We start from the raw sequence: 21331 nt of genomic DNA on the forward strand, positions 1-21331 counted from the left end.
GCGCCGGGAATCCCAGAACCGATTGCGGACTCCGGAAGCGCGGTAGTAGCGGCCACGATAGCGTCAGTAGTCGACCTCCGTCACGCCGGACGAGCAGGCCCTTGTTTCAGAAGAACAGCGCCCGGCGAGACTGGAGCAGCCTCTGAAGGGGAGCACGGAGTCCAATAATGTCCACTCATTTTCATGAGTGGACAAGGAGGAACGGAGCCCGCCAATGAGGCGTCCAGCTATAGCGGATTTGTTATATTTCGAGCGGTTGATCTGAATAGATCACAGGCTTGAATCACAACAGACAGGCGGAGACTCCGGTTACTCTCACGGGCACGGATGTCGTAAGCCGTCGTAACCAAGATACGTGCCGGAATACGGGTCATAAGACCTGAAGCGTTGCGCACAATAGCTGACCGCGTCGCCCACATAGGGAGCCGGAGCGACGTAGACCGGCCCGGGACCGTAGCCGTAGTATCCGTAGGGTTGCGTTGCCCCAATGATCGCTCCGCCGATCAGCGCGCCAGCGATGCCTGCACCAATTCCGACACCCGTGCCGCCGTGCCAGCCATGGCGATATCGCACGGTCTCGACCGATGGCGCCACAGCGCTGCGCAGCATCAGCGGGGAGGTTACCGGAGCGGCAATGACAGGGGCAACGAGAAGCGGCATGGTGGCGATGATGAGTGCAGCCAGCACGGCTTTGGACGACTTGTTCATAGGAGCATCTCCAAGTTCATTTTCGGGGAGCGCAGCTACCCGCATCCGGTGTCTCAAAAACGACAATGATCCGAGAAGGCCTGTATGAATTGATCTAGCGCAACGTCAGCGTGCATCGATTGGACAAACTTGTCTCATTGGAGAGCTCGTGAAGCTGCAGCGCTGCGTGATCGAGCGCGGTCAGCGCATCCTCGTCATCATCGAAGGTCGCGACGCCGCCGGCAAGGATGGCACGATCAAGTCGATCGTCGAACATCTAGGCCCGCGTGATACCCGCGTCGTGGCGCTGGGGCCGCCAAGCAATCGGGAACAGTGTTCATGGTACTTCGAGCGTCACGTTTCGCACTTGCCCGCGGCAGGAGAGATCGTGCTGTTCAATCGCAGTTGGTATAACCGGGCTGGAGTTGAGCGCGTCATGGGCTTCTGCACCAAGGAGGAAACCAAGGAATTCCTCGAGACCGTGCCGGCATTCGAGGCAATGATCGAGCGTTCGGGTATCACGCTGCTCAAGTACTACCTCGATATTTCGAAACAGGAGCAGTGGAGGCGGAGCCTTTTGCAGGTTGCGAGACGGCCGTGCCGCAGAGCAGGATCGTCGCCAATACTGCAACGAATGACGGCGCGACGACGCGAGACGACAATCGCATGACAACTCCTTTCCGGGACGGACCAGCCGCCCAGTGCATCTACGTAACGGCAATTAGTTACCTATCACGAGTGCGGGAACTTGGCTGCTGATGGTGAGAAAGAGTCTCAGCGGCCGCTGTCGCCAGCGTCGTGATGGATCAGAGGCGAATGAGTTGCTTGGGTTTGGCCTGTGGGGACATTGGCCGAATTCGGATTGTTGGAATCGTGCGTGGAATGTTTCATCTACAAGGAACAGCTTGAAATGGATCGCCTGCCGGCCGGCGCGTTCGTCAGCCCATGCGGCGCGGCAACACGGTTCGACGTCGAGGGACAGCGGGCCACGGCCGGTTGGAAGTTCCTATGGAGCGGGCGCGGCGGAAGCTGCTAGAACCGACGCATTCACGAGGATAGAACAATGACAGCCAAACGCGTGGTGTTCACCGGGGGAACAGGCAAGGCGGGCAGGCATGTGCTGCCGCATCTCCAGGACGAGGGCTACGAGCTCCTCAACGTCGACCTCAAGCCGTTCGATCACCCCGGGATCAACACCCTGATCGCCGATCTGACAGACAGCGGCCAGGCCTTCAACGCGCTGACCACGCATCATGGCTTCGGCGGCTTCAACGCCGGACGGCCGCCACGGGCGCCGGATGCGGTGGTGCATTTCGCCGCGATCCCGCGGGTGCTCATCGAGCCCGACAATGAGACCTTTCGCGTGAACACGATCAGCACCTACAACGTCATCGAGGCCGCGGCCAAACTCGGCGTGCGCAAGATCATCATCGCCTCCAGTGAGACCACCTATGGCGTATGCTTCGCGGAGGGCGACAAGGACTTCAGGAGCTTTCCGCTCGAGGAGGACTACGACACCGACCCGATGGATTCCTACGGGCTGTCCAAGGTCGTGAACGAAAAGACCGCGCGGGCGTTTGCGATGCGCTACGGCATCGACATCTATTGCTTGCGCATCGGCAACGTCATCGAGCCGCATGAATACGACAGGTTTCCCGGCTTTCTCGCCGATCCCCCGTCGCGCAAGCGCAATGCGTGGTCCTATATCGACGCCCGCGACCTCGGCGAGATCGTGCACCTGGCGATCGAGAAGGACGGGCTCGGCTTCCAGGTCTTCAACGCCGTCAACGACACGGTGACGGCTGATATCCCGACGCGCGAGCTGCTGCGCCGCTACTGTCCCAACGTCCCGATCACCCGTGAGCTCGGCGAGCGCGAAGCGCCGTTGTCGAACCGCAAGGCGCGCGAGGTGCTCGGGTTCAAGGAAGCGCACAATTGGCGGAAGTACGTGAAGGCGGGGTAGGGCGATCTGACTTGACGATCAGGGTTGTAGTCCGGCTCTCTCCACGACGTCATGGCCGGGATCGTCCCAGCCATCCGCGTCTTCATGCGTGGAGGAAAGGACGTGGATGCCCAGGTCAAGCCCGGGCATGACGAGTAACTCGACGGGCAGGCGTGCGCGTCGGGCCTTCACGACATCCGCCGCCGGATCGCGAGCATCGCCAGCGACAGCGCGATCGTGCCGACGATGAACACGGCCGCCGCCGAGACGATCGCCGGGCTGATGTTCTCGCGGATGGTGGCGAACATCTGCCGCGCCAGGGTGCGCTGATTGGGGCCGGCGACGAACAGCGTCAGCACCACCTCGTCCAGCGAGGTCGCAAAAGCGAACAATGCGCCGGAGATGATGCCGGGCAGCGCGATGGGAAAGGTCACCGAGCGCAGCACCATGGCGGGCGAGGCGCCGAGGCTCGCGGCGGCCCGCTCGAGCTGGATATCGACGCCCTGCAAGGCTGAGGAGACGTTGACCAGCACGAACGGAACGGCGACGACGGTGTGCGCGATGATGACGCCGAGATAGGTGTTGGTGAGCCCGTAGCGCGAAAACATCAGCTGCATGCCGACGCCGAGCACGACCGCCGGCACGACCATCGGCAGCAGGAACACGGTGCGCAAGGTCGAGATCAGCAGCGAGGCGCGCCTGCCGCGCAGGCCGAGCGCGGCGAGCGTGCCGAGCAACGTTGCAAGGGCTGTGGTCCCCGAGCCGATCAGCAGGCTGTTGGCGATGGACAGCCGCCAGGATTCGGCGGTGACCAGCTCGCGAAACCAGCGCGTCGAATAGCCGGGAATGGGATAGTTCAGGAATACGCTGTCGGTGAGCGACAACGGCAGCACCGCGATCAACGGCCCGAGCAGGAACACGACGACGGCGATCGCGAACAGCAGCTTGATGAGCGGAAGCCATTTCATGCGCGCTGCTCCTCGGCCGAGGTCAGCCGGATGTAGACGGCATAGAGCAGGATCGTCATCGCCAGCAGGACGAGACCGAGCGCGCCGGCCATGCCCCAGTTCGCCGCCCCCGTGGCGTAGTAGGCGATCACCGAGCTGATCATCTGGTCGTTGGCGCCGCCGATCAAAGCGGGCGTGATGTAGTAGCCCAGCGCGGCCATGAACACGAGCAGCGCGCCGGAGACGACGCCGCGCATCGACAGCGGCAGCAGGACGTGGACGAAGGCGCGCAGCGGATGCGCGCCGAGCGAGGCCGCCGCCGGCATCAGGTTGCGCGGGATCGCGATCAGCACGCTGAAGATCGGCAGCACCATGAACGGCAGCAGCACATGCGTCATCGCGATGACGACGCCGAGCCGGTTGAACATCAGCGGGACCGGCGCTGAAGTCAGGCCCAATCCCCTGAGCGTGGCATTGATCAGGCCGTTGTCCTGCAGCACGACATACCAGGCCGCGGTGCGCACCAGGAGCGAGGTCCACAGCGGCAGCAGCACCGCGCCGAGCAGGATCTGCCGGCGCCAGCCGTCGACCGAGGCGGCCACCATCGCGAACGGCAGGCCGATGAGGATGCAGGCCAGCGTCACCAGCGCCGAGGTCACGAAGGTCCGGATCATGATCAGGCGGTTGGCCGAGGCGCCGTCCGGCATCGCAGCGATATTGCCGGCGGCGTTGCGCTCGAGGTCGACGGCGGCGAGCAGGTTCTTGTCGGTCCAGGGCGAGGCCACGGCCTCGGCGATGGTCGTCCAATAGGAGGTCTCGCTCCAGCGCGAGTCGATCGCGGCGAGGTCGACCGCGCCGGTGCCGTCGAGCGCGCGGCGGGTCTTGCCGAGCAGGCTGCGGAAGCCGGACTGCGCGCTGTTCAGGCGGCGAACGAGATCGCCGAACTGCTCGTCATTGGCCAGCTTGCGGATGTCGTCGACGAACGCGGCCTGTGCGGTTGCAGGAGGAACGCTTATGCGGTCCCAGCGCGCCAGCGCCTTGTGGGTGCGGGGCAGGGACTCGGTCGCGACCGGATCCGATACCGCCGACTTCATCATCGTCACCAGCGGCACGACGAAGAACGACAGCATGAACGCCAGAAGCGGCGCCAGCAGAAGAAATGCCGTCAACCGTTGGCGGAGGTCTGGTCGCATGATCCCACCACCCAGACATCCGACGCCGCGAACGACAGCGCGACCTCGCTGCCGACCTCCGCAGCCTGACCACCGGCACGATCGCCCTTGATGATCAGCCGCTGCGCGCCGACCGTGGCGACCAGACGCATGTGATCGCCGAAATACACCGCATCCAGGATGCGCGCGGTCAGGCGGTTCGCGGTCGCCGCTGCATGATCGTTGATCCGGATGGCCTCGGGACGGATCGAGACCTGCACCCTGCCGCCATCAATGCGGCCGGCCCCGGCATGCGCCGCCAGCGCGAGGCCCGAGTCCGTCGTCAGCCGCACCGCCTCGCCCGCGTGCTCGTCGACCTTGCACGCCAGCAGGTTGGTCTCGCCGATGAACTCGGCGACGAAGGGCGTGCGCGGCAGCTCGTAGATCTCGCGCGGCGTGCCGATCTGCTCGATCCTGCCGTGGTTGAACACGGCGATGCGGTCCGACATCGTCAGCGCCTCGTCCTGATCGTGGGTGACGAACACGATGGTGAGGCCGAGCCGGCGGTGCAGGTCGCGGATGTCGAGCTGCATCTGCTCGCGCAGCTTCTTGTCGAGCGCGCCGAGCGGCTCGTCCATCAGCACCACCTGCGGCTCGAACACCAGGGCGCGGGCAAGCGCGACGCGCTGCTGCTGGCCGCCGGACAGCTGCGCCGGCTTGCGCTCGGCCATGGTCGACAGCTTGACCATGTCGAGCACGCGGGCGACGCGCTGCGCGATCTCGGGCTTGGACGTGCCGCGCATCTTGAGCGGAAAGGCGATGTTGTCGCGCACGCTCATATGCGGGAACAGCGCGTAGTTCTGGAACACCACACCCATGTTGCGCTTGTGCGGCGGCAGCCCGTCGACCCTGGCGCCGCCGACCTCGATCGTGCCGCTGGTCGGCTGCTCGAAGCCGGCGAGCATCATCAAGAGCGTGGTCTTGCCGGAGCCGGAGGGCCCGAGCAGGGCGACGAACTCACCGCGGGCGATATCGAGATCGAGATCGTCGACCACGGTCAGCGCAGCGAAGCGCTTGACCACCTGCCGGAACGAGATGAAGGGGGTATCCATGACGGAGGCTTTCGGCGCGGACCTCGCCGGGACTCATGCACGAGGAGGGCAGGCGCGCGTCGCGACGACGATCATCGCGCGCCCGGTTTGCTGAAGCGGCGAGCCTCAGCGCGCCAGCCAGGCATTGAAGCGCTTCGACAGCTCTTCCGAATTGTCGGTCCAGAAGCCGACGTCGAGCGCGATCGCCTGCTTGAGATTATCGGGGGTCGTCGGCAGCTCGGCGGCGAATTTTTCCGGCACCAGCTTGGCGGCGGCGATGTTCGGCAGGCCGTAGGCGATGTATTCGGGCAGCTTGGCCTGGTTCTCGGCCTGGCTCGCAAACGCGATGAAGTTCATCGCGGCATCCTTGTTCGGCGAGCCCTTCAGCACCACCCAGCTATCGACCGCGTAGATGCTGCCCGGAAACACGAAACCGAAATGCTTGCCCTCGGTGCGGTTGATGGCGCTGATGCGGCCGTTATAGACCGAGGTCATCGCGACCTGGCCGGACGACAACAGCTGCAACGGCTGCGCACCGGCCTCCCACCAGACGATGTCGGCCTTCAGCGCGTCGAGCTTCTTGAAGGCGCGCTCGACGCCCTCCTTGGTCTTCAGCATCTTGTAGACGTCGGCCGCCGGCACGCCGTCGGCCATCAGCGCGAATTCGAGCGTGTATTTGGCGCCCTTGCGCAGGCCGCGCTTGCCGGGAAACTTCGCCGTGTCCCAGAAGTCCGCCCACGTCTTCGGCGCGTCCTTGATCTTGTCGCCGTCATAGGACATGCCCGTCGACCAGACGATGGCGCCGACGCCGCAATCGCTCACGCCGGCCGGGATGAAGCCTTTCTTGTCGCCGATCTTGCTCCAGTCGATCTTCTCATAGATGCCGTCGCTGCAGCCGAGCTCGAGCTCCTCGGCCTCGACCTGCACCGCATCCCAGTTCGGCACCCCGGCCTTCACCTTGGCCTGCAGCACGCCGTAGCCGCCGTCCCAGCTCTCGTCGAGCACGGTGGCGCCGAGCTTGGCGGCGAACGGCTGGAAGTAGATCTTGCGCTGCGCGTCCTGATAGTTGCCGCCCCACGACACCACCGTGAGATCGCGCGCTTGCGCCGCCGCGGCGAGGCTCAGCACGGCTGCCGCAGCCACCAGCACCGTCTTCGAGACGGTGAGGGCCGCGCGTGGCGTCGCCCGACCCGTTCCGTTCGACACCTTCACACCCGTGGGGCTGGTCCGCCGTGAAAACATGCTCGATGATCCGTCGCGCTTTGAAAGGTTCAAAAAAGCTATCGGCTGTTCCCAGCCGTGGCAAGCGCGAGTTTTGATCGTGAGATGATGCCATTTTGGCGCTAGGGGCGGCGTCGGCCGCGTTGCGGCGGGGCGTGTTGAGATCGTCCGCTGCCGGCGCCTGGCCTGGTCCGGCCGGGTTCAACCTCAGAGACGCGTTGGGGGCTTGCGGCCCTACAATCCGGCGCTGCAGCCTTGATCGTCCGGGCAGGCAAGCGCCGGCACCGGTTCGCTCTCCGCCGAATTGTCGACGACGAGGCCGAGCGCCGGTCTGCTCGTCGCCCGTGCACGGGTCGGAGCCGGCAGCCGCCGCGCTGCACCGTGTGCGCCGATGCGTTCAAAACCCTTTGCCGTCTTCTTCAGCCTGGCGGCGACGAGATGATTCAAAAAATCCATGTTGCAACTCCTTCGGTCGAATGACCCGGCGGCCTGGTGCGGGACAGGCCGCCGGGTCGGCGCAACGTGCTGGAGTTGGCGTCCTCCATTCCGCTGCGCTGGTCTGTGATCCAGTTCACAGTCGCTGAGAATTGATCGTGCCCCGGATCATCGGGGAAGCGTGATGAGGACGCCGACTGTCACTTGCCTCTACGAAACAAGAGACGATTGCGTTTCTCCGCGTCCGACATCACGCTTGTTCACATGCCGTTTACTCCGCAGGCTGCGCTGCCACCGTGCCGTGGCCGCCGTGCTGGGTCAGCGGCTTCATGCCGGTCAGCGTTCGCAGCAGCACGTAGAACACGGGCGTCAGGAACAGGCCGAACACGGTGACGCCGATCATGCCGGAGAACACCGCGACCCCCATCGCCCGCCGCATCTCCGAGCCTGCACCGGTCGATAGCACCAGCGGCAGCACGCCCATGATGAAGGCCATCGACGTCATCAGGATGGGGCGCAACCGGAGCCGGCTGGCCTCGATCGCGGCGCGCAGCGGCGTGCGCCCGGCGAATTCGAGCTCGCGGGCGAATTCGACGATCAGGATCGCGTTCTTGGCGGAGAGGCCGACGAGCACGATTAGGCCGATCTGGGTGAAGATGTTGTTGTCGCCCTTCGAGAGGTAGACACCGAACATCGCCGCCAGCAGCGCCATCGGCACGATCATCAGGATCGCGAGCGGCAAGGTGAGGCTCTCGTACAGCGCGGCCAGCACCAGGAACACCAGCAGGATCGCGAGCGGAAACACCCACAGGCCCGAATTGCCGGCGATGAACTCCTGATAGGTCAGGTCGGTCCATTCGAAGGCGAAGCCCGGCGGCAGCACCTCGGCCGCGACCCGCTCCGCCGCCGCCTGCGCCTGGCCCGAGGAGAAGCCGGGTGCCGCTGCCGCGTTGATGTCCGACGACAGGAAGCCGTTGTAGCGGATGGCGCGTTCGGGACCTGCGCTCTGTCGCACGTTGAGCAGCGCCGACAGCGGCACCATGTCGCCGGAGGCGGAGCGCACCTTGAGCTGGCGGATATCGTCGGCACGGGCGCGGAACGGCGCGTCGGCCTGCACGCGCACCGAATAGGTGCGGCCGAACTTGTTGAAGTCGTTCACGTAGTACGAGCCGAGGTAGATCTGCAGGGTGTTGAACACCTCGGTCACGGGCACGCCGAGCTGCAGCGCCTTGGTGCGGTCGATGTCGGCGAACAGTTGCGGCACGTTGACCTGGAAGCTCGAGAACACGCCGGCGATCTCCGGCGACTTTTGCAGGCCCGCCATGAACGCCTTGCTGACGTCGTTGAGCGCCTCATAGCCGAGCCCGGCGCGGTCCTCGATCTGCAGCTTGAAGCCGCCGATGGTGCCCAAGCCGTTGACCGGTGGCGGCGGGAACATCGCGATGAAGGCGTCTTGAATGCCCGCATATTTCTTGTTGAGCTCCATCGCCAGCGCGCCGCCGGACAGCGACGGATCCTTGCGCTCGTCGAACGGCTTCAAGGTCGAGAACACGATGCCGGCATTGGAGGAGTTGGTGAAGCCGGAGATCGACAGGCCGGGGAAGGCGACCGAGCTCTCGACACCGGGCTGGGTCAGCGCGATGTCGCTCATCTTGCGGATGACCTCCTCGGAGCGGTCGAGCGTGGCGCCATCGGGCAGCCGCGCGAAGCCGACCAGATACTGCTTGTCCTGGCCCGGCACGAAGCCGCCCGGCACCTGCTTGAACAGCACGGCGGTGGCGCCGACCAGCAGGACATAGAGGATCATCACCGCGGCCTTGCCGGTGATCACCTTCGACACGCTGCCGCTGTAATTGTTGGAGGCGCGGACGAAGGTGCGGTTGAAGCCGCGGAAGAACCAGCCGAGCGACGAATCGAGGATGCGGGTGAGGCGGTCCTTCGGCTCGTGGTGGCCCTTGAGCAGCAGCGCCGACAGCGCCGGCGACAGGGTCAGCGAGTTGACGGCGGAGATCACGGTCGAGATCGCGATCGTCAGCGCGAACTGCTTGTAGAACTGTCCCGTGAGGCCGGAGATGAAGGCGAGCGGCACGAACACTGCGACCAGCACCAGCGCGATCGCGATGATCGGTCCCGACACCTCCCGCATCGCCTGGTAGGTGGCGTCGCGGGGCGACAGGCCGCTCTCGATGTTGCGCTCGACGTTCTCGACCACGACGATGGCGTCGTCGACGACGATGCCGATGGCGAGCACCAGGCCGAACAGGCTGAGCGCGTTGATCGAGAAGCCGAACAGGTGCATCACCGCGAAGGTGCCGACGATCGAGACGGGCACCGCCAGCAGCGGGATGATCGAGGCGCGCCAGGTCTGCAGGAACAGGATGACCACGATCACGACCAGCACGATGGCCTCGAACAGCGTGTGCACGACGGCCTCGATCGAGGATCGCACGAACTGGGTCGGGTCGTAGACGATGTGGTACTCGACGCCCTCCGGCATCGTCTTCTTGATCTCGGCCATGGTGGCGCGGACGTTGTCCGAGATCTGCAGCGCGTTGGAGCCGGGTGCCTGGAAGATCGGGATCGCCACCGCCTGCTTGTTGTCGAGCAGCGAGCGCAGTCCATATTCCGAGGCGCCGAGCTCGATGCGCGCGACGTCGCGCAGCCGCGTGATCTCGCCATGGGCGCCGGTCTTCACGACGATGTCGGCGAACTGGTCCTCGTTCGACAGCCGGCCCTCGGCATTGACCGAGAGCTGCAGGTCGAGCCCCTTGACGCTGGGCGATGCGCCGACCACGCCGGCCGCGGCTTCGACGTTCTGCGCCTGGATCGCCTTGACGATGTCGGACGCCGACAGGCCGTGCTCGGCCGCCTTCTGCGGATCGACCCAGACCCGCATCGAATAGTCGCCGGCGCCGAACAGCTGCACGTCGCCGACGCCGTCGATGCGCGCCAGCCGGTCCTTGACGTTGAGCACCGCGTAGTTGCGCAGGTACGTCGTATCGTAGCGGCCGTTCGGCGAGATCAGATGCACGACCATGGTGAGGTCGGGCGAGCTCTTCTTGGTGATGACGCCGAGCTGGCGCACGACGTTGGGCAGCCGCGGCTCGGCCTGCTGCACGCGGTTCTGCACCAACTGCGTGGCCTTGTCCGGATCGGTACCGAGCTTGAAGGTGACCGTGAGCGTCATCGCGCCGTCGGTGGTCGCCTGGCTGCTCATATAGAGCATGTTCTCGACGCCGTTGATCTGCTCCTCGATCGGCGTCGCCACCGTCTCGGCGATCACCTTCGGATTGGCGCCGGGATAGGTCGCGCGCACCACGACGGAGGGCGGCACGACGTCGGGGTATTCGGAGATCGGCATGGAGAACAGCGCGATCAAGCCGCCGAGGAAGATCAGCGTCGACAGCACGCCTGCGAAGATCGGCCGGTCGATGAAGAATTTGGAGAGGTTCATGGGAGGCCCCGTGGTCGGGAGATGTCAGCGTGTAGTGTGGATTTCGCTTGGCCTGTTTGGCTCGCTGCCGCCTCACATCCGGTGTCGTCCCGGCGAACGCCGGGACCCATACCGCGGACGGCCAATTGGTGAAAAAGACTGCGGGTCATCTTCCTTGGTCGACAAGCAGGGCCGGTGGTTATGGGTCCCCGCTTTCGCGGGGACGACAGTTGTGGTGGTCGCGGATAGCCGGGCCTCAATGACGATCAGCGCTGCGCCAGTTGCTTGTTGTCTGACGCCGCCCCATCGCGTGCGCCCATCGCGGCCACCTGCGTCTTCAACAACGCACCCGGCCGCACCCGCTGCAGGCCGTTGACGACGACGCGCTCGCCGGGCTTGAGACCGGCGGAGATGATGCGCAGGCCGTCGACGCTGCCGCCGAGGCTGACCGGGCGATAGACAGCGCGCTCGTCGTCACCGACCACCATCACGAATTTCTTGTCCTGGTCGGTGCCGATGGCGCGCTCGTCGAGCAGCACCAGCGATTGCTGCTGCGGCTGGCCCATGCGCACGCGCGCGAACTGGCCGGGGATCAGCCGGCCGTCCTCGTTCTTGAACACGGCGCGGACGCGGATCGTGCCGCTCTGCCCGTTGACTTGATTGTCGATCAACTGGATGTGGCCGGATGCCGCGATGCCGCCCGAGGTCGTCATCTCGACCGGGATGCGGTCGAGATTGCCGCGCTTGCCCGAGCCATCGGCGATCGCCGACAATGCGCGCAACACCAGCTCTTCGGTGGCATCGAAGCTCGCATAGATCGGATTGACGGACACCAGCGAAGTCAGCACCGGCGAGGCCGAGCCGGCGGCGACGAGGTTGCCGACGGTGACCTCGATCCGGCCGACCCGGCCGTCGACTGGCGCCCGCACCTGTGTGTAGTCGAGGTTGAGTTTGGCCGTCTGCAAGGTCGCCTCGGCGGCCTTGACGTTGGCGATCGCCTCGCGATTGCCGTTGTCGCGCTGGTCGTAATCGCGCTTGGTCACGATCGAATTGCCGACCAGCTGCGCGCCGCGCTCCAGTTCGTTGGCAGCGAAAGCGGCGCGGGCGCGCGCCGCTTCCAGCTGCGCCTGCGCCCGGTCGACCTCGGCTGCGTAGGGCGCCGGGTCGATCTTGAACAGGACGTCGCCAGCTTTGACCAGCGAGCCCTCGGTGAAATTGGTGCCGAGAATGGCACCGGCCACCCGCGGCCGGATCTCGACCCGCTCGACGGCTTCGAGCCGGCCGGAGAATTCGTCCCACAGGCTCGCCTTTCGCGGCTCGACCACGGCAACCGTAACGGCGACGGCCTGTTCGGGGGCCGCAGCGCGGGCTGCATTCGGCGCGGAACTGAAGTTGAAATATTGGGAGCCGGCATAGGATCCGGCGGCAATCAGCAGGCCAGCGGCGGCGACGGTGCTCAGCCACCGCTTCAGGCGGCCGGAGGAACGAATTTCGGGCGAAGGCATTGGCGCGCTCCAGTTTTGTAGTGCTCGCTACAAATGTGGCGCTGGCAACCCGTTCGCAAGAGACTTATGTAACGGATACTACGAAAATAGTAGCCCGACTTTCGGCGACTGCGCCAGATCAAAGAAATCGCGTTCAATAACAACTAGATAAGAAATCGGACGGGGCGGAGACGGAACAGGAGTTTGCACATGGGCATCGGACGGCCCCGGACTTTCGATCGCGACACCGCGCTGGACCAGGCGATGGAGGTGTTTTGGCGCCATGGCTATGAGGGCGCCACCATCGCCCAGCTCACCGACGCCATGGGCATCAACCCGCCCAGCCTCTATGCCGCGTTCGGCAGCAAGGAGGCCCTGCTCAGGGCCGCGCTCGACCGCTACACGGCGCGACGGGAGGCCTGGATGGACGAGGTCTTGAGCGCGCCGACCGCGCGCGAGGTCACCGCGCGGATGCTGATGGGCGTCGCCGAGAAACAGACCGATCCGTCCAATCCGCCCGGCTGCCTGCTGGTGCAGGGCGGTCTCGCCTGCGGCTCCGGCTCGGCCAATGTGCCGTTCGAGCTCGCGGCCCGCCGTGCGCAGACCGAGGCGCAGCTCCGGCAGCGTTTCGATCGCGCAAAGGGCGAAGGCGATCTGGCTGCCACCGCCGACCCTGCGGCGCTCGCCCGCTATGTCTCGGCCGTCATCACCGGCATGAGCGTGATGGCGTCGTCAGGCGCCGACCGCGAGGCGCTGACGCAGGTCGCGCTGGTCGCGATCAAGGCGATCGAGGATCAGTCGGTCGCGTTTGAGAGGGCGGTCTGACGCCGCTCATGCGCTGGGCGACGGGCGCTCTTCCTTCCTGCCGGCTTGTGCTGATGGACGCGATGCGGTCCCCTGCGCCGCATCCTCGTCCCTCGCGCGAACCAAGAGCCTCCCCTCCATGCGTGTCTTCTCCGCCGCCCTTGCCACCGAGACCAACACCTTCGCTCCGATGCCCACGGGGCTCGCGACCTTCCATGAGCGCGCCTATTTCCCGGCCGGCCAGCACCCCGACAAGATGCAGATGCATGGCGGGCCGCTATGGGCTGCGCGCCAGGTCGGGCCGTCCAAGGGCTGGACGCTGATCGAAGGGCTGGTGGCCGCGGCCGTGCCCAACGGGCTGGTCACCCGCGCCGCGTTCGAGACCCTGCGTGACCAGATTCTTGCCGACCTCAAAGCCGCGCTGCCGGTCGACATGGCGTTGATCGGCCTGCACGGCGCGATGATCGCCGACGGCTATGATGATTGCGAGGGTGAGCTGCTCGCGCGCATCCGCGAGATCGTCGGGCCCGATGTGGTCATCGGTGCGACGCTCGACCCCCACGTTCACATGAGCGAGCTGATGGTCAGAAGCGCCGATCTGCTGATCTGCTGGAAGGAATATCCGCACACCGACATCCTCGAGCGCGCGCAGGATCTGGTGAAGCATTGCAACGAGATCGCCGAGAAGCGGCTGAAGCTGCAGAAGGCCCTGGTCGACACCGACATGATCGTCACCCTGCACACCACGCGCGAGCCGGTGCGCAGCTTCGTCGACCGCATCACCGCGCTCGAAGGCAAGGACGGCATCGTCTCGGTCTCGATCGTGCACGGCTTCGGCTGGGGCGACACGCCTGACATGGGCACCAAGGTGCTGGTCTACAGCGATGCCGCCGTCGATCCGGATGGTGTCAGGGCGAAGGCGCTGGCACGCCGCCTTGCGGACGAGCTGATCGGCATGCGCGAGGCGGTGACCGAGCGTATGCCCGCCGTCGATGCCGCGCTTGACCAGGCCTTGGCGACAGACGGCACCATCGTGCTCGGCGATGCCAGCGACAATCCCGGCGGCGGTGCGCCCGGCGATTCCACGTTCATCCTGCGCCGGCTGCTCGACCGCAACATCGGCAATGCCTGCCTCGGTCCACTCTGGGATCCGATAGCGGTGCGCATCGCCTTCGATGCCGGCGTTGGCGCCAAGCTGCCGCTGCGGATCGGCGGCAAGATCGGTCCGCTGTCGGGTGATTCGGTCGATGCGACCTGGGAGATCAAGGCGCTGAAGGAGAACATGGTGATGACGGGCCTTGCCGGCACGCCCGCCAAGCTCGGCGATTGCGCGTTGATCGTGAGCAATGGCGTCGAGGTCGTGATCACGACGTTCCGTTGCCAGGCGTTCGGCACCGACTTCTTCACGCAGCTCGGCTGCGATCCTGCCACGCGCAAGCTCGTCGTGGTGAAATCCGCCCAGCATTTCCGCGCGGCATTTGCGCCGATCGCGGCCGACATCATCATGGTCGATGCGCCCGGCGTGGTCGCGCGCGACGTGACGACGTTGCCCTACAGGAAGATCAAGCGTCCGAAATGGCCGCTCGATGAGCTGCCGCAACCATCGCGCGCATGATGTCCCAGAATGCGACGCTCACCGTGCCGCTGTTAAGGTTCGGAACGCGGCTGGAACGAACCGCGTCCGAATCGCTTGCGAATCACGGTTTGAGATCTGTTCACGGCTAGATGTCGTAGCTCTCAGATATAGCGCGCAACATGCAGCGCCAGCAATTCTGATCGCGCGGCTCGGCTTTCGCCAGAAGGTTAAAGGCGCAGAGGCGCGCCGGCGTTGTTGGAGAGGAAGCTACGACCCGAATGCGGGGTCGGGCTCGCTCACGTCGTCGACGATCCGAACCGTCGCATCCACGCCGCCCTCAGACCGATCGGTGCTGGCGAGAACGGGCCCGACGGCGCGCGCGTGATCAGGGCGACCAGCAGGAGCGCGGCGATCGCGAGCCAGAAGCACAGCCAGAACGCGTCGAGATAAGCGAGCACGTTGGCCTCGCGCTGCACCTGCGCGGCCAAGGTCCCGACGGCGCGGGCCTTGGCCTGGCCGCCGCCATGCGCGGCGAAATAGCCGGTCAACCGTTGCAATGCGCGTGCGACGTCGAGATCGCCGCTCCGGATGTTGAGGCCGAGATAGGCCGAATGCACCTGCTCGCGCACCCGCAGCCACGTTCCCATCAGGGCGACGCCGATTTCGGCGCCGCCGAGTCGCATCACCTGGATATAGGCCGCAAAGGACGTCGCGCGGGCCGGATCGGAATTCGACAGCGCGAGGATGATGATCGGCAGCAAGGTCAGGGCCTGCCCGATCGACTGCAGCACGACGATGACGATGAAATCCTCGCGCGCCCAGGCGTGGGTGATCTGGGTGCCGAGCAGATTGGCCGCCGCGAAGGCGCTGAGACCGAGCACGACGACGATGCGAGGATCGAGATGGCGAAGCAGCACGATCGACAGCGGCACCAGCACGACCATCGGCAGCGCGCCGTAGAACAACAGCAGCGAGCCGCTCTGCTCCGGCCGCAACTGCGTGATGGTGACGAGGAAGTTCGGCACCAGCGACGCATTCGAGAGGCTGGTCAGCGTGTAGAGCAGGATCACGACCAGCGACAGCCCGATGTTGCGCGAGAACAGCACGTTGAAATGCGCCCATGGCTGCGGGGCGAGCGCCTCGTTGACGAGGAACAGGACGAACAGCACGGCGCCGCCGCCTAGCAGCGCCATCACCGTGCCCGATTGCAGCCAGTCGAGCCGGTTGCCCTGGTCGAGTCCGGCATAGATCATCGCCACGGCGCTGCCGAGCAGCAGCATCCCGCCCCAGTCGGCGTTCTCGAGCAGCGCGCGGTTGACGGGCTCGGCCGGGGTGCCGAGATAGACCATCAGCGCCATCAGCGGCGCCAGCACGACGCCCTGCCAGTACAGCCACTGCCAGCCGAGATGCTCGACGTAGAAGCCGACCAGCGAGGTCGAGGTATCCAGCGCGAAGCCGACCCGGATCGCATAGATCGAGATGGCCGGCAGCCACCAGCGGATCGGCAGGTTGCGGAAGATGATCATGAGCGTGGCCGGCACGAAGGTGCCGAGCAGCATGCCGTGCAGGATCGCGAGCGCGATCAAGGTCGGATAGTCGCGCACGAACGGAATGATCAGGGACAGCACGGCATAGATCAGGCTGGGAATGCCGAGCACGCGGCGCAGACCGAACACGGTCGCGAGCCACGCCACGGCCGGCGCGATCACGATCTGCGAGCCGATCGCCGCGGTGGACAGCCAGGCGCCCTCGTCAAAACCGAGCGAGAATGCGCCGCGCAGATCGGGCAGGCCGACCGAGGTCAGCCGGCTGTCGAAATTCGCCAGGAACGAGCCGAGCAGGACGGCGCCGACGGCAAACAGCGGATGCGCCGCCTGGCCGCCGCGCGACAGCGGTCCGCGATCGGTCTCACTTGGCGCCATCGGCCTGGCCGGTGGTGCGGATGTGGGTCACGACCGACATCCCCGGCAGCAGCCGCGCGAGCAGCGGCTGGTCGCCGTCGAGGGCGATGCGGACCGGAATGCGCTGCACGACCTTGGTGAAGTTGCCGGTGGCATTGTCGGGCGGCAGCAGCGCGAATTGCGAGCCGGAGGCCGGCGCGATCCGCTCGACGCGGCCCTGCAGGCTTTCGCCGGGGAACGAGTCCACGGTGACCTCGACCGGCTGGCCGGGCGCGACATGGGTGAGTTGCGTTTCCTTGTAGTTGGCGATGACGAAAACATGCGGCAGCGGCACCACCGCGATCAGGCTGCTGCCGATATTGACGTAGTCGCCGACCTGGACCTGGCGCTGCCCGACGACGCCGTCGAACGGCGCGGTGATCCTGGTGTAGCCGAGCTTGAGCCGCGCGGCGGCCAGCGCGGCCTTGGCGCCGGCGAGATCGGCGCCGCGCTGCTTCTTGGTGCCGGTGAGCACCTCGAGCTGATGACGCTGCGCGGCGATCACCGCGCGGCTCGCGCGCACGTCCGCCTGTGCCTTGGCATAGGCGGCCGTTGCCTGTTCCAGCCGCTGCTTGGTACCTGCCTCGCTCTGCGACAGCGACTGCTGGCGCTCTTCCTCCTGCCTGGCCTGCACCTCGGCCGCGCCGGCCGAGACCTGCTGCGCTTCGGCCTGCGCGATGGTTGCGTATTGCAGCTCGACCTGATTGCTGAGGTTGTCGAGCGCCGCCTGTGCCGCCTCGACATTGGCCTCGGCCTGCGACACCTGTGCCTCGTAGTCGGCCGGATCGATCTGGACCAGCAGGTCGCCGGCCTTGACCTGCTGGAAATCGCTGACCGCGACCTTCGTCACCTCGCCGGCCACGCGGCTCGAGAGCTGCGTCAGGTCGGCGCGCACATAGGCGTCGTTGGTCGACTGGGTCGTTGCGTTGCCGGTCCAGGCGTTCCAGCGCGTGGTCGCGAGCGCCACGAAGGCGAGCGCTGCGATCACCGCAAGCAGCGGAATGCCGAGACGCGCCGAGAGCCCGGGCGCCGCGGCGGACGAGGGCGGTGGCGTCGCTGCAGCGCGCGCCGCCGCGTCGACGTTGCTCGGTGTTTCACTCAAGGGACGTCTCCCGCATCGGCCGACGCTGATCAGTCCGACGACTCGTACCCCATTCTGCGCCGCGTGCCACCTGGACTCTGGGTCGTGAGCCATGCGTCGCGGGGCATGGACATCTGCGCGCCGAACGGAACCCGCGGGCGATCGGACCGTGATGAACCAGCTAACAGGCCAGCAGGTTGAGCACAGGCACAGCCCGCGATCGCCGCGCCGGGATCGCGCCAACGGCATCAGCGCTGGACTCGCTGCCACGGCGAGCCTGCGCATGATGTCCCAGAATGCGACGTCGTGCGCGCTCACGTTAACGTTCAGAACGTGGCTTGAACGAACCGCGTCCGAATCAGCGGCGCGGCCCGGTACGAGGTCTGTTCACGGCTAGATGTCGTGCTGTAGTCGCGGGACGCCCGCTATTCGGCGTCACCTGACCGCAATCGGACGACCGGCCGGGTGCGAGAGCGTTAAGAGCACGGAGCGGCCTGCCGCCAAGCGGTTGTCGGTGACGCCGGCCGGCGCGCGCTGCCCGGTTGCAGCGGTTGGCTCGCTGGGTCACATTTCTCATCCGCGACTCGATCCAGCCGTTTGCTGATCAGAAGGCCTTCATGCATGGGTCACAAGGGAGCGATCCTGGTTGCCGGCGGCGCCGGCTACATCGGGGCTCATTGCTGCAAGGCTGTCGCCGGGGCCGGCTACGTGCCGATCTACTACGACAATCTGTCCACCGGCCATCGCCGCACTTCAACGCCGGCGGTGCCGACGCGTCAGGCCTGATCGGTGAGCTGCGCGATCCCGAGACGCACCTGATCCCGCGGGCGCTGACGGCGATCCTCGGCCATGTGCCGGACGTCGCGATTTTCGGCACCGACTATGACGGCACGATCATCCGCTCGGCCTGGACCTGGCGCGCACCCGCGGATCGCGTGAGGCCGATGCCGCGTGCCTTGAGCTCGTCGGGGAAGCTGTTACGCCGCGGCCGGCGGCGTGTGCGCGAACTGGTCCACGAAGCTCATCTCCGCGCGCTCGTCGTCGACCGACCAGCAGCCGATCTCGGAAGCGCCCCGGAAGAAGTGGACGCTATGCACCGGTGAGCGGACATCGTCGCCGCGAATGATCTGGAGCAGGGTCCGCGCCACGCGGCGGTGATCGCCGGGGAGCCTGAGGTCGAAGAATGCGTCGCCATAGCCCGGCAGGATGGTGCCGGTCGAATCGCGAACTTCCATGCGCAACTGTGCCATGCTCGCATTGAACGCCAGCAACGGTTTCCGCCCGGTAAATGCCGCCGGGCTCGCGCATGTTCGGATTTGCGGTGTGGTCTCACCATGAAGCGTGTAGCGCGCTCGTCGCCACCAGCGGCACGTGGACGAGGAGCATTGACAAAGAGCTGCCGTTCGAGAAAGCGGCCGGCCTTGTCAGCGGCGCATCGAGGATCACGTCATCGGCCGTGCTGGCAATTGATGATCGCCCAAGGGATCACCGGGTCTTCTCCAGCACCGGTCGCTCTGCGGTGACGAATGCTGTCGCCGGAGCAATCCCTTCATTGCGGGGGATCATCGGCAGTTCGACCAGGACACGCGTGCCGGTCGACTGGTTGGCGCTGACGGAGAGGCGGCCGCGGAGCTGCTCGACCATCCCCTTGATCATCCGGAACCCCAGGCTCGCGCGCGGTTGATCGATGTCGAAATCGGCCGGCAGACCGACACCATGATCGGACACGCTGAGGTGCAGCCAGCCGTCGATGTCACGGGCGGAGATGTCGATCGTCCCGTCCCGGCCCGGGTAGGCATGTTTCACGGCGTTGCTGACCAGCTCGTTGATCAGGAGGCCGAGAGGAACGGCATGATCGGCCGAAAGCCGTATCGGGTCGGAGTCGCAGCGCAGCACATTCGTTCCCGCGACGCGTTGCAGCCGGCTGCAGAAGTCATTGAGGAAGACGTCGACGTCGATCAAGCCGATCTGCGAGGCCCGCGAGAGATGATCATGAACCTGGGCAATGGCCGCCACGCGCGATCCTGCGTCTTCGAGGGCGCGCTTGGCTTCAGCCGAATGCGACCCGAACGACTGGACGCGGAGCATGGCCACGACGGATGCGAGGCTGTTCTTGACGCGGTGGCCCATTTCGCGCGTCAGCATGGCTTGATGGTCCAAGGCTTCCCGGAGCCGCGTCTCCTCATGCAGGCGCTCGATTGCAATCCCGACGAGGTCGGCGAATTCAGTGAGGAAGGCAACGTCTGCCTCGTCGAAGCGGCGGGGGGCCGGACTGTCGACCTGGAGCACGCCGAAATAGCCGCCGCCTTGTCCGCCGCGATCGATCCGGACGCTGATCGACGTCTTGATGCCGCGGTCTACTGGAAGAAGTCCCGGTGTCTCGAAGCGACCATCAGGGGGGCCGCGACTGGTGATGATGGCTTGACCTGTCTGGAAGGCGCGGCCAGCAGACGAGGCGCTGTCCACGACGAACGATGATTGCTCGACCGGGCTCGGCCATCCGTAACCCGCGCGGACCAGCAGTCTCTTGCCATCCGCCACGAATTCCATCGCCATCGTGAACGGTGCATTGAGGCCCTTGGCGCAGAGCGCGGTGGCGCGCTGAAGAACGCTGTTGATATCGCGGGTCTGCAATGCAGCACGACTGAATTCGGCGAGCACAGATTGTTGGATGAGCCTGTAGCTGCGTATGTCATTCCGGACGCCTGCCCGCTCGAGAAAGATCGGAAAAGCGGTATCTTGGCTCTGATGTCTCAACACGCGAATTCTCCAAAACAGGACGCACTCCGACTACAAATTCCCCGCTGCTCTCTTCCTTACAATTTGATATTATGAGACTATTGTGTTGCCGTTCACCGGTCGGAGTCTGAGCAAAAGCGAACAGGGGTCCAGTTTGCCGCAGCGCAATTCGTCGGGAGCCGAATCGAGGAATGGCCCCCCGGCGCGCGTCGAGCGCCGGGCAGTAGCACCTGACGCTTGCTGTGCCCCCCCCGCGCGCTCATCCAGAGGACCTTTCACGGAGAGCGGGCACTGATGCTGTGGCGAGAGGCGTGCTCATGCCAGCCTTTCAGTCGGCGGGCAGCACCCTCATCGCCGGAGACCGCCCTATGCGAGCCAGGCGGCAGGCCGGGTTGGCGCGTCGGTCAGATCCGCTCATTCGGCGGCAATTCTTTCCGCTCGGTGGTGTGGCCCACCGACAGCGAGTCGTGGGGCGTGTGACAGATGGATCCCGTCGAGCGCATCTGCCGATGGCTGCTGATGATGCACGACCGGGCCGAAGGGGCGGTGCTTCCGTACACGCATGAATTCCTGTCGCAGATCCTCGGCGCCAATCGCAAGTCGGTGACGCTTGCCGCGCAATCCATGCAGGCGGCCGGCCTGATCAGCTATCGTCGCGGCACCATTCAGGTGCTCGACCGGCCCGGACTCGAGAAAGCCTCGTGCGAATGTTACGCCATCGTCAAGCAGCGGTTCGATGCATTTCTCCAGCCGCCCACGACGGCGGTGCGCAGCCAGCATTGATTTAATGGTGGCGCGGA

Annotated in this window: 17 protein-coding genes and 1 pseudogene; 6 read left to right on the top strand and 12 right to left on the bottom strand. The window is 65.6% G+C overall.

The annotated features are described in order from the left end of the window. Positions 1-315: 315 nt before the first annotated feature. Positions 316-708 carry a BA14K family protein gene (locus tag QX124_RS01920; RefSeq protein ID WP_315795975.1) on the bottom strand — a complete coding sequence of 131 codons (393 nt, stop codon included), beginning with the start codon at positions 706-708 and terminating at the stop codon, positions 316-318. Between the two features lie 136 nt (positions 709-844). On the opposite strand from QX124_RS01920, the gene QX124_RS01925 reads away from it, so the two are divergent. Both QX124_RS01925 and QX124_RS01930 read left to right on the top strand, forming a co-directional pair. Then, entirely contained in the window at positions 845-1357 is a 513-nt protein-coding gene (locus QX124_RS01925; RefSeq protein ID WP_409997662.1) for a hypothetical protein, read from the top strand. A gap of 393 nt (positions 1358-1750) precedes the next feature. Beyond that, positions 1751-2650, top strand: coding sequence for an NAD(P)-dependent oxidoreductase (locus tag QX124_RS01930; RefSeq protein ID WP_315795977.1), 900 nt, complete (start codon positions 1751-1753; stop codon positions 2648-2650). Between the two features lie 167 nt (positions 2651-2817). On the opposite strand, the gene QX124_RS01935 is transcribed toward QX124_RS01930, so the two are convergent. From QX124_RS01935 to QX124_RS01965, 7 genes are all read right to left on the bottom strand, one after another. Beyond that, on the bottom strand, positions 2818-3597 hold the full coding sequence (locus tag QX124_RS01935) for an ABC transporter permease (RefSeq protein ID WP_315795979.1): 780 nt from the start codon (positions 3595-3597) through the stop codon (positions 2818-2820). Continuing rightward, positions 3594-4706, bottom strand: a complete 1113-nt coding sequence (locus tag QX124_RS01940; protein WP_315796607.1) for an ABC transporter permease — start codon at positions 4704-4706, stop codon at positions 3594-3596. The genes QX124_RS01935 and QX124_RS01940 overlap by 4 nt, the downstream gene beginning before the upstream one ends. A 35-nt stretch (positions 4707-4741) precedes the next feature. Then, positions 4742-5839 carry an ABC transporter ATP-binding protein gene (locus QX124_RS01945; RefSeq protein WP_315795981.1) on the bottom strand — a complete coding sequence of 366 codons (1098 nt, stop codon included), beginning with the start codon at positions 5837-5839 and terminating at the stop codon, positions 4742-4744. 105 nt (positions 5840-5944) lie between these two features. Next, on the bottom strand, positions 5945-7060 hold the full coding sequence (locus QX124_RS01950; RefSeq protein WP_315795983.1) for an ABC transporter substrate-binding protein: 1116 nt from the start codon (positions 7058-7060) through the stop codon (positions 5945-5947). A 213-nt stretch (positions 7061-7273) separates the two neighbouring features. Continuing rightward, complete coding sequence (locus QX124_RS01955) at positions 7274-7495, bottom strand: hypothetical protein (RefSeq protein ID WP_315736500.1); 222 nt, start codon at positions 7493-7495, stop codon at positions 7274-7276. A 250-nt stretch (positions 7496-7745) separates the two neighbouring features. Then, complete coding sequence (locus QX124_RS01960) at positions 7746-10928, bottom strand: multidrug efflux RND transporter permease subunit (protein ID WP_315795986.1); 3183 nt, start codon at positions 10926-10928, stop codon at positions 7746-7748. A gap of 245 nt (positions 10929-11173) precedes the next feature. Then, positions 11174-12412, bottom strand: coding sequence for an efflux RND transporter periplasmic adaptor subunit (locus QX124_RS01965; RefSeq protein ID WP_315795987.1), 1239 nt, complete (start codon positions 12410-12412; stop codon positions 11174-11176). A 189-nt stretch (positions 12413-12601) separates the two neighbouring features. On the opposite strand from QX124_RS01965, the gene QX124_RS01970 reads away from it, so the two are divergent. Beyond that, positions 12602-13216, top strand: a complete 615-nt coding sequence (locus QX124_RS01970) for a TetR/AcrR family transcriptional regulator (protein WP_315736503.1) — start codon at positions 12602-12604, stop codon at positions 13214-13216. A 118-nt stretch (positions 13217-13334) separates the two neighbouring features. Then, positions 13335-14810 carry a M81 family metallopeptidase gene (locus QX124_RS01975; protein ID WP_315795988.1) on the top strand — a complete coding sequence of 492 codons (1476 nt, stop codon included), beginning with the start codon at positions 13335-13337 and terminating at the stop codon, positions 14808-14810. Positions 14811-15067: 257 nt separating this feature from the next. Here the strand turns inward: QX124_RS01975 and QX124_RS01980 are convergent, their stop codons facing one another. After that, the gene (locus QX124_RS01980; protein WP_315795989.1) at positions 15068-16693 is read right to left on the bottom strand and encodes an MFS transporter; all 1626 of its coding nucleotides are present in this window, start codon (positions 16691-16693) and stop codon (positions 15068-15070) included. Continuing rightward, entirely contained in the window at positions 16680-17813 is a 1134-nt protein-coding gene (locus tag QX124_RS01985; RefSeq protein WP_315795990.1) for an HlyD family secretion protein, read from the bottom strand. The genes QX124_RS01980 and QX124_RS01985 overlap by 14 nt, the downstream gene beginning before the upstream one ends. Before the next feature lie 600 nt (positions 17814-18413). Here QX124_RS01985 and QX124_RS01990 point away from each other — a divergent pair. Then, positions 18414-18694: pseudogene (locus tag QX124_RS01990) on the top strand (NAD-dependent epimerase/dehydratase family protein); the annotation flags it as partial. 75 nt (positions 18695-18769) lie between these two features. On the opposite strand, the gene QX124_RS01995 reads toward QX124_RS01990, so the two are convergent. Together QX124_RS01995 and QX124_RS02000 are read right to left on the bottom strand one after the other, a co-directional pair. Further along, entirely contained in the window at positions 18770-19027 is a 258-nt protein-coding gene (locus QX124_RS01995) for a hypothetical protein (RefSeq protein ID WP_315779118.1), read from the bottom strand. 250 nt (positions 19028-19277) lie between these two features. Then, positions 19278-20552, bottom strand: coding sequence for a sensor histidine kinase (locus QX124_RS02000; protein ID WP_315795992.1), 1275 nt, complete (start codon positions 20550-20552; stop codon positions 19278-19280). Between the two features lie 462 nt (positions 20553-21014). Here QX124_RS02000 and QX124_RS02005 point away from each other — a divergent pair, with 462 nt between their 5' ends. Then, a complete protein-coding gene (locus QX124_RS02005) occupies positions 21015-21314 on the top strand; it encodes a Crp/Fnr family transcriptional regulator (protein WP_409997651.1) in 300 nt (99 codons plus the stop codon). Positions 21315-21331 lie beyond the last annotated feature (17 nt).

This window comes from Bradyrhizobium sp. SZCCHNRI3043 (assembly GCF_032377735.1).
Lineage (GTDB): Bacteria > Pseudomonadota > Alphaproteobacteria > Rhizobiales > Xanthobacteraceae > Bradyrhizobium.

Coding starts and splice junctions, on each gene's coding strand:
- QX124_RS01970 (WP_315736503.1), top strand. CDS start 12,602: ATGGGCATCGGACGGCCCCGGACTTTCGATCGCGACACCGCGCTGGAC.
- QX124_RS01945 (WP_315795981.1), bottom strand. CDS start 5,839: ATGGATACCCCCTTCATCTCGTTCCGGCAGGTGGTCAAGCGCTTCGCT.
- QX124_RS01955 (WP_315736500.1), bottom strand. CDS start 7,495: ATGGATTTTTTGAATCATCTCGTCGCCGCCAGGCTGAAGAAGACGGCA.
- QX124_RS01935 (WP_315795979.1), bottom strand. CDS start 3,597: ATGAAATGGCTTCCGCTCATCAAGCTGCTGTTCGCGATCGCCGTCGTC.
- QX124_RS01995 (WP_315779118.1), bottom strand. CDS start 19,027: ATGGAAGTTCGCGATTCGACCGGCACCATCCTGCCGGGCTATGGCGAC.
- QX124_RS01950 (WP_315795983.1), bottom strand. CDS start 7,060: ATGTTTTCACGGCGGACCAGCCCCACGGGTGTGAAGGTGTCGAACGGA.
- QX124_RS02005 (WP_409997651.1), top strand. CDS start 21,015: ATGGATCCCGTCGAGCGCATCTGCCGATGGCTGCTGATGATGCACGAC.
- QX124_RS01965 (WP_315795987.1), bottom strand. CDS start 12,412: ATGCCTTCGCCCGAAATTCGTTCCTCCGGCCGCCTGAAGCGGTGGCTG.
- QX124_RS01940 (WP_315796607.1), bottom strand. CDS start 4,706: ATGCTGTCGTTCTTCGTCGTGCCGCTGGTGACGATGATGAAGTCGGCG.
- QX124_RS01975 (WP_315795988.1), top strand. CDS start 13,335: ATGCGTGTCTTCTCCGCCGCCCTTGCCACCGAGACCAACACCTTCGCT.
- QX124_RS01960 (WP_315795986.1), bottom strand. CDS start 10,928: ATGAACCTCTCCAAATTCTTCATCGACCGGCCGATCTTCGCAGGCGTG.
- QX124_RS01980 (WP_315795989.1), bottom strand. CDS start 16,693: ATGGCGCCAAGTGAGACCGATCGCGGACCGCTGTCGCGCGGCGGCCAG.
- QX124_RS01920 (WP_315795975.1), bottom strand. CDS start 708: ATGAACAAGTCGTCCAAAGCCGTGCTGGCTGCACTCATCATCGCCACC.
- QX124_RS01930 (WP_315795977.1), top strand. CDS start 1,751: ATGACAGCCAAACGCGTGGTGTTCACCGGGGGAACAGGCAAGGCGGGC.